This is a genomic window from Salinibaculum sp. SYNS191 (genome assembly GCF_037338445.1).
Lineage (GTDB): Archaea > Halobacteriota > Halobacteria > Halobacteriales > Haloarculaceae > Salinibaculum > Salinibaculum marinum.
The window spans coordinates 3022666-3037280 of record NZ_CP147838.1 but is presented as its reverse complement, the minus strand read 5'-3'; the positions used below and the strand labels follow the sequence as shown (position 1 = coordinate 3037280).

Annotated in this window: 5 protein-coding genes; 2 read left to right on the top strand and 3 right to left on the bottom strand. The window is 63.1% G+C overall.

What is annotated here, in order from left to right:
* The first annotated feature begins 236 nt into the window (after positions 1 to 236).
* Positions 237 to 923, top strand: coding sequence for a hypothetical protein (locus tag WDJ57_RS15925; RefSeq protein ID WP_338901857.1), 687 nt, complete (start codon positions 237 to 239; stop codon positions 921 to 923).
* Between the two features lie 673 nt (positions 924 to 1596).
* On the opposite strand, the gene WDJ57_RS15920 is transcribed toward WDJ57_RS15925, so the two are convergent.
* Complete coding sequence (locus WDJ57_RS15920) at positions 1597 to 1833, bottom strand: hypothetical protein (RefSeq protein WP_338901856.1); 237 nt, start codon at positions 1831 to 1833, stop codon at positions 1597 to 1599.
* 154 nt (positions 1834 to 1987) lie between these two features.
* Positions 1988 to 2224, bottom strand: a complete 237-nt coding sequence (locus WDJ57_RS15915) for a hypothetical protein (protein WP_338901855.1) — start codon at positions 2222 to 2224, stop codon at positions 1988 to 1990.
* A 337-nt stretch (positions 2225 to 2561) separates the two neighbouring features.
* On the opposite strand from WDJ57_RS15915, the gene WDJ57_RS15910 reads away from it, so the two are divergent.
* Positions 2562 to 3455: a hypothetical protein gene (locus tag WDJ57_RS15910; protein ID WP_338901854.1), complete on the top strand. Its 894-nt coding sequence runs from the start codon at positions 2562 to 2564 to the stop codon at positions 3453 to 3455.
* Positions 3456 to 4393: 938 nt separating this feature from the next.
* On the opposite strand, the gene WDJ57_RS15905 is transcribed toward WDJ57_RS15910, so the two are convergent.
* Positions 4394 to 14599: a PQQ-binding-like beta-propeller repeat protein gene (locus tag WDJ57_RS15905; RefSeq protein ID WP_338901853.1), complete on the bottom strand. Its 10206-nt coding sequence runs from the start codon at positions 14597 to 14599 to the stop codon at positions 4394 to 4396.
* Positions 14600 to 14615: the final 16 nt, after the last annotated feature.

Here is a 14615-nt window from a genome sequence, read left to right as displayed (position 1 = left end):
ACTCAATATTCCAGATTCGCAGGTCGACAGAAAGACACGGGGTGACGCTCGGCGAAAGTGCCGAGTTCAGTCTCTTCGGCTCTGTTGAAACCCTCAGTTGATGATAAATTCGGCGTGCGAGATACAGGGCGCGTATCGGGCAGCAGAAGCAGACCAGAATGTGAGGCTGGCGTTCGGTCAGGACAGTATAAAATACATATCCCAAAATAAATGTATCATCGCTCCTTTCAAATATCATGAATAGACGCGAGGTACTTGGGATCGTCGCCACGACCGGAGTTATCACGATAGCAGGCTGTTCTGGTAGTGAAGATACCGATGCTGATAATAAAACTGATACACCTGAAGCAGACAGCTCAGATGAAGCTGACACATCAAATACCGAGATCTCAAACGAAACTGAACAAATAGCGTCAGAAAATGATTCAACAACATCAGAGTCGGAGTTAATCGATACCTCACCGGAAGACGTCATATTGTTACCGAAGGACCTCCCCGGTGAGGGATGGGAAGAAAGTCTGAGTAACACCGAATCTTCGGACGAAAGTACGTCTTTGCTCAAGAACTATCAGAGAGAAAATGAAGAGGGCAACAGGGAAAGAATCTCCACTCAAGTAACGCGGTCAGAGAGTGTAAGCGGGGCAGAAGCGAAATTCGACGAGATTGGGTACGCGCAAGTTGTTGGGATGGAGCCTGAAGAATCACAGGAGCTAGAAATTGGGCATGAAAGTTCGTGGGCTGCGGGCACGCAATCAGGTGACGGTGGTGACATCGAACCGTTCTCTGCTGACGTAATCCGAGTCAGGGATACAAACCTGGCCGCCTATGTCGGGTGGGTCATCGAAGGAACCGAGGACATCGGTGTCATCGAATTAGATGAAATCAGGAGCCTTGCGGATACGATGGTGACAAAGTGGAGCTAACTTACCATTCCAGAATAGAGGCGTCGGCCTGTTTTAGTCTTCAGTTGGTTAGGTTCGAAAAATAATAACCACAAGAACTGAGTGAATAATTCAGTATTTCCAGAGGGAAAGAAATGAGGCCGTCGGGCTGATAATATCCTTTGTATGTAGCACGGTCGCTGAAACATATCACCTACGGAGGGTTTCAACAGAGGCGTCTCTTCTCACTTCGACAGGTGCTCACCAGCGGTTCTTATCAAATATCGGATTGCCCCACGTTGTTCATCTCGGGCGATATCCCGAGTAAACAGTCGGGTCTGCCTGGGGACATCCTCACAGTCCGTGTACAAATACAAATTGAACAGAGGGTGTTCCGAACAGTTGAGAGGCACGTGCCTTTGGTACTGGCTACGGAGACTCACTCCAGTAGCAGTAGCAACAGATTACGCGATCAACAGCGCCTGCCAGTGCATTCCCTGCCGTTGCACCCATCGCACGGTCAGATCGAACTCACCAACCACACTCGCCACATTCGGTGAGACACCACCTGCTGTCGGCCGGAGAAGCACGTCAAGCGTTGGTTTGCCGACTGGATCTTCCCCTGCCGCGATCACAGTAACGTCCAGTACATCTTCGCACTCTACCAACGCATACTCGGCCCTCTGGACCCGGCGATGTTGCTCCGCGCGACAGCTCATGCGTCGAACTCCGGCAAGTGATAGATCGCACCGCGGTTGTGACCACGCACAGCCAGATCGTTGGCGAGGTCATCCCAGTCATCGACGGCCTCGAAGCCGACGAGTTCCTTGCCGACCGCGCGCCTCTCGTAGACCAGAACGCCACCTGCGACAGAAACGCGGGTCCGATCGCCAGAGGCGGGCTGAATTGAGGTGTCGATACGCTCTTCCGTGATGGATTCGTTAGTTGCCATTGGGTTCAGTCTCAGTTTGGAACCCACGCGCCTCGGTGCTGGTACACCGGGGCGATTTTCACCAAATCACCCAGCTGCACGTGTGTTCCGTATACAAATATACGGAGTGGGGCCACTTAGTACTTGCGCTATATGGCGCAATTTTGAGTTTTAGTTAGTCGTTGAGATAATAATCTCGACCTGCGGGGGTTGCCTGGTAGTATCCCCTCTTTTCATCAACTTTCTTGATGTAGCCTTCGTCAAGTAGCTCTTCTATGTAATTGTCCAGAGTGCGGCGCTCAAACGTTGCGCCCTGGTTTTTGCAATTCCATAGGATAGCCGTCGGAGGGAGTGCTAAACCAGATTCGACGAGGAGCCCGAGGACCTGACGTTTGCGCTCCTCTTTTCCCATGCCATTGGATTCAACGTTGTCCGCTAAACCTTCACCGGAATTATTAGTGTCGTAATTCGGTTTCTTGTATTTCACCATATACTCTATTTATGCGTTATACAGCGCAAACATTATGTACCTTGTGCAAGCTCTTTCCTCATATGGCCGCCGCGACAATCCAGTAAAATCGTCTCTCAGATGAGTGACAAGGAGCGACATCCCCGAGGCACCGGGAATGTCGCGACGGCCTCCAATCAGACCGCATGACACCGCACGCACCGCGGGTCCAAAAAGGACTCGCACGGCCAGTTGCATCGCTCGTCAGCCAGCAGCGCAAACACACCTTCTCTCCCTAGCTATGCCCTCAGAGACTGACTCCCCCGGCCAGGCCACCTCATCCAATGTATCGCCAGACCACATCGACGCCCTCCTCGCTGAATGTCGAGACCTCCGCGAGACCGTTGCCGACCAGCAGGCCACAATCAAGGCCCAACAAGCAGAGATTGCAGACCTCCAATCCCGACTCTCCTCACTCGAAGAGACAACCACGGACCTCCAGACAGAGACCGACGCACTCGAAACAACCACCCAGATCAACACCACCCGAATCGACAGCCTGGATGGGGCGATCGACGCCCACGACCAGGCCCTCGCTGAACTCCAGAGTCGCGAACTCGAAAAGAACGCCCACCTCGCCGTGGCGAGTGTCTCTCGCTTTCTCGAATCCGGCCAAACTGCTGATCTGAAAGTCGATGGCGAGCGCCTCGAACGCTTCACCACCAAAGATGGCACGCAGTACGTCCGCCTGCCCGATGCGTCCGATCCACTCGAACGCTCGGGCACGTCGGCACTCGCCCGCGGTGATCTCCTGCCGATCCAGCAACTCGCCCGCCTCGATGACGACATGCTTCGGGCGAACGTGAGTACACTCCCGACGCGGCTGGCAGTCAGGTGTTGGCGCGAACGCCACAGTGAGGACTCGGAACCCTGGAAGCGTGGCAGCAACACAGTCCGGCAGTATCTCGATGCGAGCGTCCTTCGAGAGTGGATTCGCCGCGTCGAAGACGGCATCTCACTCACCTATGCGAAAAAGCTCGCCCGTCGGACGATGGACGCACTGACTGACCTCACACAGGGTCGCCTCTACCAACAGAAAATGACTCGGCGCAAAGACGGCCTGCAATACAAGGAGACTCGGTTGATCCTCCCGAGTGATTCTGAGATCCCTGGCGAACAGACTGGAAGCGACTAGTCCGAAGACAGCAGTCGTCGCCGGTCGGGACTGTCTCCCACTCCACGACCGGCCCTGTGAAGGATATCACACGACCTAACCCATCACACGCACAAGCGCGGCCGGGACTGCCTGCGGTCTCTCTACCTGCTGGTGCGTCCTGAGTGCGGGCGTCGGCGGGCACACGCCAGTGACGCACCCAAAGCAGGGACCGTCGACGACAGTTGTCGCCGGAGCATTCCAGGAGTTTCTCTTAAGATGTCACTCACCGCTTTTGAGGCGGAGGCTCGCAGAAACGCAGAAGTAAGCAACCCAACTCACGTAGCGTGGGGGAGTCAAGCGACGCTCACCAGCGGTGATGGCCGACCATCCCACGGCGGGAGACCTCTTGCTGCGGTCAGGCGGCAGCGCAAGGCGGGAGGTAGCAGTGGTACGAAGCGAACAGTTCGGCCGCGACTGGTTTGGCTGGTCGTGTCGCTACCTATATCATGGCCATTGACATCCTCCCACGCCTAAACAGTAGTTGCCGATTCAGACAGCAGAGCACTCGCTGAAGTACGACGAGATGGCGGAAACCCAGCTTGAGTCGGTTGTTCGAGCGGTAATTCGAGTATGTAGCGATAGACGAATTCGACGCCACAGAGTTTCGGTGCACACGTCGCCCGACTGGAGGTGAGTCCGACCGTTGGATTCGAGGTGGGGCTGTTTCTCGTCGCGAGCCACCTTCTCTGGCGCTCACTTCGTGGCTGAGTCCTGACGCCTCTTTCTGTCCGCATTCCATTGCTGTGTCCCGTCCTCGAGAGGCTCTGGGGCATCCATCTAGAGTAGTGACTGAACCCGAGCGTAGGCCGGTCAATCCACTCCGCCACTGGTTAGCGTTCGACTGGGTCCTGCATGGACCCGTGTGTTCCCTCGGGCTCCCTGACAGCGGGGCCCCGGTCGAACCTGAGCCGGAGCGGTCACAGCCTGGTTCGGAGCAGAACGACAGTTAGCAGGGCAGCGAGGGCTGCCACCACTCCGAAGCCCGGCCCAGTCGCGCCCGGTGTTGGCTGCTCGTCGGGAACTGGCGTCCCCGTTTCCGTCGGCGACTGGAACGAGGGCGTTGCGTCAACCGTCGGTGTGGCCGGGTCGGGCGTCGCTTCTGGCGGTTGCACGCCGTTGTCCGTCGAAGTGGCCGGGGTCTCCGTCGGCGATGATACGTCCGACCCACGGGTCGCCACCACGAGCGAGTCGAGGTCAGTGACGGTTGCCTCGAACACTGGGTCGGGTCCGCTCCTGTCGATCGGCCGAAGGTCGACGGCCACCCACTCGCTACCCGCCAGACGGTAGAGGCGAACGTCGCCAACACTGGCATCCCGGGCTGTGAGTATCTCCTGGGTGAGAGAGAACCGGATCGTCGCCGTCGTCACGTTAGCGTCTGGAACGGTCAGGGAGGCTATTGCAGTGCCCGCTGCTGGTGGGAATGTCGTCCCGGACGGCGTCGGTCCGCCAGTCACCTGCAGGTCGTGGTCACCGCCCGATGCGAAGCCCAGCGAGAGGTGCTCGACGGAGACACCGGTCGACCCGAGCGCACCGTCCGTGACGGCTGTCGAGAGCAGTTCGTTCGCCGCTGCGTCTCTGACCTCGACGCGGAATCCGTCCTTGTCTGCGAGGACAGCAATGGACGACTCCGGGTCGTCGGCCGGGGCACTTCCGATAGACGAGGGGGGCTGGCTCGACCCACCAGACGAGGGGGACCCGCTAGACCCACCGGAGGACGTAGACCCGCTAGTCCCACCAGACGACGGGGACCCGCTAGACCCACCAGACGACGGTGCCGTCGCCACGCTGAAGGCGACCGTCTCGGTGTGGACGTTCCCCGCCTGGTCCTGGACGGTCACCTCGAACTCATGGTTCGAGCCGTCGGTCAGGCCGGCGGCCGCGAACTCGACCACGTCGCTCGTTATCGACGTGGCCGGATCGCCGGTCACCGGCATGTCGTCGAAGAGGACGGCCGTCTCGCCTGTCTCGACGCCAGAGAGCAGATCTTCGAACGCGACTCGCAGCGTGGCAGTCGTCGTCCCAGCCGGGAGTTCTGCACCGTCGGTCGGACTCGTCGACGTAATCGAAGGGGGCATCGTGTCGGTGGTGACCGCCCCGTACGTCGAGAAGTGCGTCACAGTGGCGACCCAGTAGCGGTCGGTCGTGCCATTTAGCGTGACGTTCTCGATAGTCGTCGTGACCGGTGTCCACTGGCGTCTCGTCTCGTTGAAATACCGGAAGGTAACGTCCTCCTCGTCGGCCCCCGACGGGAGGAGCGACGGATTGACCGGGATGCCGATGGTGGCGTAGGTGAGGTTTCCGGTGAGCTTGGTTCCAAGCTCGGCGTCCAGGAACGCCAGCCCGGCCTGGCCGCGGACGAGCGGTTTGACAGGTACCTTGCTCTCTGTCATCGTGACGAACGTATTGTTGACCGACCGGTTCGTGTTGAACCGGACGAACAGCCCGGAGGGCTGCATCCGGACCGTGATGGTGTTGTTGACTGTACTCTCGGTGGCGAACCGGGCAGTCGCGGTGTCAGCTCCCTGATAGCTCACGAGGTCGAACGCACTCGCAGAGAGGCCGTACTGGCCGTCACCGGCGAGTGCGAAGGTCCCGTTCCAGGCGTCGCCCGCGTCGGTCATGGTGACCGAGAACGCCGACCCGCTCGGCGGATCGACCTCGACGTCGAGGGTCCCGGGTCTGAGCGCTTCGCTGGCCGTGACCGTGACGTTCGCATGCGTCGCGTTGAGGCGGGTGGCCGAGGCCGAGAGTCTCGGCACCGACCGGTCGACGACGACGGTGTGGTTCGTCTCGACGATTCGTGAGTTCCACCGCTCGTCGACGGCTTCGACGATTACGTCGTAGCGGCCCTGTGCCAGGCCATCGAGGTCCACGGCGGCCGTCCAGTTGCCCGACGGCGCGTCTTCCGTGGCAGCGACAGTTCGCTCGCCGCCCATCGAGGCGGCATCGAGGGTGACGTCGACTGACTGGATCGAGCTGTACGCGTCTGTCACGTCCACCTCGACGGCGACCGTCTCGTTCTCGTAGACGACGGACCCGTCCGGGCGCGAGCTATTCACGGACGCCCCCGTCAGATTCACCGCGTGGATCGTCGGCGCAGCGTCGTCGTTGCTCTCACCGCTGAGCGCAATCCCGACTGTCGGCTCGTCGGGGTCGTCGGAGTGGACCGTCAGTGTTGCATTCGCCGTGCTGGGGGCGGTCGGCCCGTAGGCAACGGTGAACGTGTTGGTCCCGCCGTAACCGAGGACGGCGGTCGCGTTCCCGCCGACCACTGCGAAGTCGGAGGCGTTCGGCCCGGAGAGCGTCGCGCCGTCGACGGTGAGGTTGAGATCGCCGACGTTCGCGACGGTGAACGTCGCCGTCTCGGTCGTTCCGGCCGGGACGCTTCCGAAGTCGAGGGTGTCCGTCGCGACCGCGATGTCTGCGTTGCCGGTGGTCGAGGCGTCGACGACCGTGATCGTCACCGTCTCGAAGTTCGAGTACGCGCCCTCGTCGTCGCGGACGCGGTAGACGTAGGAGTCGACGCCGGTGAAGCCCGGGTCCGGCGTGTACTCCAGGCTGCCGTCGGTGGCCGACAGCGTGAGGGTGCCGTGGTCGACGTCGCCGTGGTGAGACGCCGCGAAGGAATCGGTGTCCGGGTCGTAGTCGTTGGCGAGTCGGCCGGGCGCACCCACGGAAAGCGTCTCGCCCTGGAGGACGGCGTAGTCGTCTTCGATGACGACCGGGTCGCGGTTCGGCTCCGGCAGTACCTCGATGGTCACCCGGGCGAAGTTCGAGTATGCGCCGTGTTCGTCTCGGACGCGGTAGACGTAGGAGTCGGTGCCAGTAAAGCCCTGATCCGGCCTGTACTGGAAGGAGCCGTCCTGTGCCGAGCGGTGGAGCGTTCCGTTGTCGACATCGCCGTGGTGAGACGCCGAGAAGGAGTCGCCGTCCGGGTCGAGGTCGTTCGCCAGCCGACCCGGGGCCGAGACGTTCAGCCACTCTCCTGCGTACACCGAGTAGCGGTCCTCGGTGACCACCGGCGCGCGGTTGCCGGTCGCGCTCGGGTCCGGAACGACCTCGATGGTGACGGTACCGAAATTCGAGTACGAACCGTGTTCATCCTGGACGCGGTAGACGTAGGAGTCGGTGCCGGTAAAGCCCGGATTCGGCCTGTACTGGAAGGTGCCGTCCTGTACCGAGCGGTGGAGCGTTCCGTTGTCGACATCGCCGTGGTGGGACGCCGAGAAGGAGTCGCCATCCACGTCGTAGTCGTTCGCCAGCCGACCCGGAGCCGAGACGTTCAGCCACTCGCCCTCGACGACCGTGTACGTGTCGTCGACGACGGTCGGGTCGCGGTTCGCCGTGGTGTCCGAGTCCGGCAGCACCTCGATGGTGACGGTGGCGTACTGCGATCGGTTGCCGTTTGCGTTCTCGATCAGGTAGACGAAGCTATCGGTGCCGGTGAACCCCGGGTCTGGCGTGTACCGGAAGGCGCCGTCGGCACGGAACCAGTCGAGAGATCCGTCGTTCGGGCTGCCCCGGAGCGGGGTGTCGAACGAGTGGTTCCGCGGGTCGAGGTCGTTCAGGAGCACTCCTGGACTGGCGACGGTCAGCGATTCGCCCTCGGTGACGGTATAGTGGTCGGCGACTGCGACCGGGTCGGTCGCCGTCGAGTCGATCACCTCGATGGAGACTGTCTCGAAGGTCGAGTACTCGCCGCGGGCGTCCCGGACGCGGTAGACATAGGAGTCGGTGCCCGTGAAGCTCTGGTTCGGCAGGTACTGGAAGGAGCCGTCCTGTGTCGACCGGTGGAGGGTGCCGTTGTCGACGTCGCCGTGGTGAGACGCCGAGAACGAGTCGCCGTCGGGGTCGTAGTCGTTGGCGAGTCGGCCCGGGGCCGAGACGTTCAGCCACTCGTCTTCGAGGGTCGCGTAGTGGTCCTCGACGACCACCGGCTCGCGGTTGTCGTCAACGACCTCGATAGTAACCCGGGCGAAACTCGAGTACGCGCCGCGGTCGTCGCGGACGCGGTAGACGTAGGAGTCCGTCCCAGTGAAGCCCGGGTCCGGGGTGTACTCGAAGCTCCCGTCCTGGGCCGACCGGTGTAAGGTACCGTGGCTGGGCTGGCCGTGGTGGGACGCCGAGAACGAGTCGCCGTCAGGGTCGTAGTCGTTGGCGAGGCGGCCCGGCGCGTCGACCACGAGCGTCTCGCCCTGTGAAACCGAGTAGGTGTCGGCGACCGCGACCGGCTCACGGTTCCGGGGCGGGAGTACCTCGATGGTGACGGTGCCGAAGTTCGAGTATGCGCCGTGTTCGTCCTGGACGCGGTAGACGTAGGAGTCCGTCCCGGTGAACCACTGGTCGGCCCTGTACTCGAAGCTGCCGTCCTGGGCTGACCGGTGGAGGGTGCCGTGGTCGACGTCGCCGTGGTGAGACGCCGAGAACGAGTCGCCGTCCGGGTCGTAGTCGTTGACGAGCCGACCCGGCCCGGAGACGTTCAGCCACTCGCCGGCGTGGACCGAGTAGTGGTCGTCGACGACGACCGGCTCGCGGTTCGGGTCCGGCAACACCTCGATGGTCACCGGGGCGAACGAGGAGTACGCGCCGTCGTCGTCACGGACGCGGTAGACGTAGGAGTCAGTGCCAGTAAAGCCCGGGTCCGGCCTGTACTGGAAGGAGCCGTCCTGTGTCGACCGGTAGAGGGTGCCGTTGTCGACATCGCCGTGGTGGGACGCCGAGAAGGAGTCGCCGTCCGGATCGAGGTCGTTGGCGAGTCGACCCGGCGCCGAGACGTTCAGCCACTCACCCTCGACGACGGTGTAGTGGTCTGAGACCGTGACCGGTGGCCGGTTAGCGGTCGTGATGGTCCCGTTCCCGGAGAATGCAACGCTCACCGTCCCCTCGTCGGCGTCGTCCGTGGCGATTTCGAGGGTTGCGCTGGTCGCTCCGGTGGCGACCGGTGCGAACTCGACCGTGACGTCGTGCGTCCCGCCAGCCGGGATGGTCGTCGTCCCGGCCCCGCCGACCACCGTGTACAGGGCCGCGTCGGTCCCGCTGACCTGTGCGCCATCGAACGAGAGGTCCGAGCCGCCGACGTTCGAGACCGTGACGGTCGCCGTGGACGTGTTCCCGACCTCGATGTCGCCGAAGTCGACGCTCGTCGGGGAGACGTCGACCTCGGGCGGGCCGACGACGGTCGCCGAGAGCGCGACATCGACGACTGGGGTGTCCGTGTCGTTGCTGGCAATCTCAAGGGTCGCGTGCTTCGTGCCGAGCGTCGACGACTGCACCCCGAGAGTCGAGATCCAGAGGACGTCACCCGGCTGGACGATACCGCTCGTCGTCGAGACCGAGAACGCCGACGCGTTCGGCCCGGTGATCGTCGCGCCGGTCACGTTCAGTGGAGCGGTTCCAGCGTTTCTGACGTATATTTGAGAGAACGCGTAGACGGACTCGCTCTCGTTGACGTCGCCGAAGTCGTAGCTCGTTCTCGAGGGAGCGATGTCGGGCTGTGGGCCGGTGACGGTCACCTGCTTCGTCGGCAGGTCCGCGATGGTGACGTTGTAGGTGCCGGTGCTGGCAAAGGAGTAGTCGAACTCAACAGTCTCGTAGTAGTTGTAGGAGCTGGATCCGAGCGACCCCGACGTACTGTCTACGACCGAGCCGTCGACCGAGAGTTCGGCCGTGTAGTCACACGACGTGCTGGCGCGGTTCGCGACGGTCGCGGAGATTGTCACCTGCTCGCCCTCGGTGACGTTCGCGCTCGACACCGAGAGCCCCGAGTAATCGAACAGGGTCTTCGGTTCGTCGGTCGCCCCGCCCGCCAGCGCGATCAGCGAGTAGGTGTAGTCGCTGTTCTCCAGGCCCGTCGCGTACAGCGTGCCACCGACGACAGCCGGCGAGAACGCTTCCCCATCGTACCCGTCGTAGCGCCATACAAGGTCGCCGGTGGTGGCGTCGTACGCCTGAATCGTACTGTCGCTCATCGGGACGTAGACGACGCCGTCGGCGTACACGGGTGAGTGCTCTGCGGCCACACAGACCGTGTTGGTCCACCGCGAGTCGCCGCTGCTGGCGTTCACGGCCTGGATTGCACCGTCGGCGGTGAAGTACAGCGTGTCGTTCGCCAGCGCGGGCGAGGACCCGGTGTAACCGTCGACGTTCGCGGCCGTGCTCCAGAGGGTGCTGCCGTCCGCCGTGTCGAGGGCGTAGATGTTCGCGTTCGTGCTGCTGTGCCAAGTGTCGTCGACGTAGACGATGCCGTTCTCGACGACGGGCGAGTGGAGACTCGATCCGGAGCTAGCTATCGGCCGGCTCCACTGCTCGACGCCAGTTGCAGCGTCTACTGCGTAGGTTGCCTGACCGGAGTGGGTCACGTAGACAGTCCCGTTCACGACGGCCGGTGTTGCCATTCCGTAGCCAGTGGAGGGCTTGCCGAACGTCCACAGGATCTCTCGTGTCGTTGCATTCAGTGCGTAGAGGACGTTCTCGCTGGAGGTCTCTCCGGCAACGTAGACGACGTTGTCGACGACCGAAATGCCGCCGTCGTCGCCCGCTTCGAACGTCCAGAGGCGCTCGCCGGTCGTGGCGTTCAGTTGGTAGACCTTCCCGTAACTGGCGACCGCGTAGAGGTAGCCGCCCGCGTACACCGGCGGAACCTCGATGTCGTTCGACGTTGCGTACTGCCAGCGGAGCGAGCCGTCGGTCGCGTTGTACGCGTAGACCGAATCGTCCCCGCCGTTGTAGCCACCGACGAATACAGTGTCGTTCGCCAGCGTCGGGCCGCTGGTCCACTCGTAGGAGTGGTTCACCCACCAGGTCACCGGGTTCGAACTGACCGACGTCGGAGCGCTGTTTCCGGACGCGTTGCCGGTGTTTCCGGCGTCGTAGCTCGCCGTCGGCCAGGAGCCGACGTCGGGAGCGAGGTCGCGCGGGCCGCCCAGGTCGTAGACTGCGCCGTCACGGCCGTCCCCGACGTTGACAGTGGCGCTGCCCGCCCGGTCGTACATGTGACGAGCCATGTCCTGGTCGTCGACCAGCCGAAGGACGAACACGGCGTCACCACGTTCACGGAGTTCGACGACCCAGGTGACCGTCGCACTCTCGCCGGGCTGGAGCAGCCCCTCCCGGTTCGCGGAGTTCCAAATGTAGTGAGAGGAGAACGAATCCGGTGCGACGTCGAGGTTCACGTCGTACTCCCGAGCAACGGAACCGACGTTCGTCACCGTCGCGGTCACCGTGACGTTCTGGTCCTCGGTGACGGCGTCTTGGTCCACGGACAGGTCGGTGTACTCGATGATGCCGCCCTCCCGAAGGACGCGGAAGTCGTTCGGGGTGGTCGAATCTGCGTAGACGATCATCGTCCCGTTCGCGAGCGCCTGAACGCTCCCGCGCTCGCGGGACCCGAGGTCGGTGCGGCTGTAGTACTCGCCGGTCTCGGCGTCGAAGATGTAAGTGTACTGCCCGTCACCGCCGTAGAAGAGTCCGTCGACGACGAACCGGGTGGTGAGACTCCGCGTCGACGTGTTCCAGACGATATCGCCGGTCGCCGGGTCGAGGCGGTAGAGTTCGTTGGTGTAGGGGAACGAGTCGAGCATCATCTGCCGGACGTACACCCCGTCGTCGGTGACGGTCGGGTCGTATATCCGCCACGTGTCCGTCTCGGTACTCTGGTCTGGCGGGACGAACTCCCACTGCTGGCTGCCGTCAGCCAGGTCCAGCGCGAACATCGTCTCGGGGCTGCTCTCGTTGACCACGTAGACCGTGCCGTTCCGGACGACCGGCGGGTCGACCAGGTCGACGGTGAGACCACTCGTCGACCACTGGAACCCGCCGTTGGCCGCGTCGATCGCGACGAGGCGGTCGGTATACGAGGTAGAGGACGGGGCGTCCTGTGCGTGGAGCGATGCGACGAGAGTTCCGTTCTCCACTGCGACCGTGTAGAACGCCTCGGTGGTGCCGTCGCCGTTCACGTCGTAGCGCCAGGCTGTCGTCCCGGTACCGGCGTCCAGTGCGAGCACGGACGCGTTCTCGTCGTCGGTCCCGTCCACACGGGCCCCTGCGACGTACACGAGGCCGTCGTCGACCACCGGTGCGCGGTCGTTAGTGATCCGGGAGTAGTTCATCGGAGTGTCATGTCTCCAGCGGAGGGTTCCGTCGCTCGCGTTCAGGGCGAACACGGAGGCGTCGTATACGTTCTCGCTCGTGAACGCGCCGCTCGGCGTGGCGTAGAGATACACCGTGCCGTTATCCGCGGTCGGCGACCCGGCCAGCACTCTGTTCTGTGCGGAGACGTTGAACTCCCACTCGAGCGCGCCGGTCGTCTCGTCGTAGCCCCGGACAACCTCGACTTGCGTCCCGTCGACGTACGGTTCCTGGACGACGAAGACCGTGCCGTCGGAGATGACCGGCTGTACCGTATCGTCGAAGGCCGTCAGGTTCCAGACCTCCTGGAGGTGTTGTTTCGGCCCGAACGTGTCGGGGTTGTACTTCGAGCGCCCGCCGTCGAAATCGATCTGCGCCCAGTCGTCGTCCCGCGTGGGGTGGACAACCTCGACAGTCACCGGATCGACCGCGGCGTCGGGTTCCAGCGCGCGCTTCACCGAGACGTTCCACGAGCCGGAGACGTTGAACCGGCCCGCGAAGGTGAACTGGCTGGATTCCCCGGGGTTCAGCGTCCCGTTCGCGTCGTCGAGTGCCCACCAGTCGACGGGCAGCGGCGGGTCGGCCATCAGCGAGAGGTTGTACGTTCGACTCTCGTCGTCGACGTTCTCGACGGTCACGGTCGCGGTGAACTCCTCACCGGGCGCAACGGCCGTTTTCGAGAGGGAAAACCCCGAGAACTGGAACGGTGGGTCCTCTAGCGCGTAGACGCGAGAGTAGTCCGTGGTGGTGTCTGTGGTATCCCTGACGTGGACGTAGACCCGGTCGTCGGCCACTGCGGGCCGGGTCGCCTGCCCCTCGAGTCGGTAGCTCCACAGCTCAGTTCCGTCGAGTCCGTCGAGTCCGACCAGGTGGCCGCGGTCGTTCAGGGCGTAGACGACGCCATCGGCGACGGCGGGTGCGAGGGCGTCGATGCGGGTGTAGGACAGCCCGTACTCGAGACTCCCGTCGAGTCGATGGAGCCACTGGCGCTCGCCGGTCGCGTCGTCGAGTGCGTGAATCGTGTTCCCCGCGGCGAGGTAGACGAAGCCGTCTGCGACCGCTGCGCCGTGAGGCCTCGTATTCGCGTCGAAGATCCACTCAACGTGGCCGTCGGTCGCGTTCAGTCGGTAGAACCTGGGATCGTAGGCCCCGTTGGTCGAGTCTCGTGGTTCGGAACCCGCCCCCACGTACACCGATCCATCGACGGCCACCGGGTGCATCGAGACGGGCCCCTCCATCTCGAACCGCCAGCGCTCGCTTCCGTCGGAGGCGTTCAGCGCGTAGACCGCGTAATCACGGCTGTTCATCATCCCCGTCGCGTAGAGAGTTCCATCGGCGGCCGACAGGCCGTTCGAGACGTCCTCGTTGACGTCGACCGACCAGCGCTCGCCGCCGGCCTGGAGGTCGAATGCGTAGAGATACTCCCCGCGGGTTGCATAGAGCGTCCCGTCGAAGACGACGGTCGCGTCGGCCTGGAAGGCTGTCTCGTTCCACAGCTCCGTGCCGGTGGTTGCGTCGTAGGCGCGGATCTCGTCGCCCGAGTAGGCGACTTCCGTGGTGACGACCACGCCATCAGAGACCGCGACCGACTCGATGTCGAGGCCCGAATGGTTCCAGACCACCTGACCGGTGTCGTTGTCCACCGCCCGGAGGCTCTCCTGGCCGGAAACGAACACGAGGCCGTCCGCGGCGACGGTCGGGATATCGTTGTCGTCGTTTTCGAACTCGTAGATCCACCGTGGGTCGGGGTCGGTCGTCGGCCCCGACGCGTTCGGGTTGTACCCTGACCGGCCCGGGTCGCGGCCGAGGGTCCCCCAGTCGCCTGCGTCGAGTGTCGGCCAGGTCATCACAGCACTGAGGACGCCACCACCGGGACCGAAAGCGGTGGTCGCGGTCGGGTCGACGAGCGCCGCTGATGACGAGACTGCCGTCTCCTGATCGAGCGCCTGGACCGGGTCGGGACCGAAGGTTGCCCCGGCCGGGCCGACGATGCTCACACAAACCAGAAGTGCC

Bases quoted from the DNA above. Each gene is read 5' to 3' on its own strand.
- WDJ57_RS15920 (WP_338901856.1), bottom strand. From the start codon at position 1,833: ATGGCAACTAACGAATCCATCACGGAAGAGCGTATCGACACCTCAATT.
- WDJ57_RS15910 (WP_338901854.1), top strand. From the start codon at position 2,562: ATGCCCTCAGAGACTGACTCCCCCGGCCAGGCCACCTCATCCAATGTA.
- WDJ57_RS15925 (WP_338901857.1), top strand. From the start codon at position 237: ATGAATAGACGCGAGGTACTTGGGATCGTCGCCACGACCGGAGTTATC.
- WDJ57_RS15915 (WP_338901855.1), bottom strand. From the start codon at position 2,224: ATGGGAAAAGAGGAGCGCAAACGTCAGGTCCTCGGGCTCCTCGTCGAA.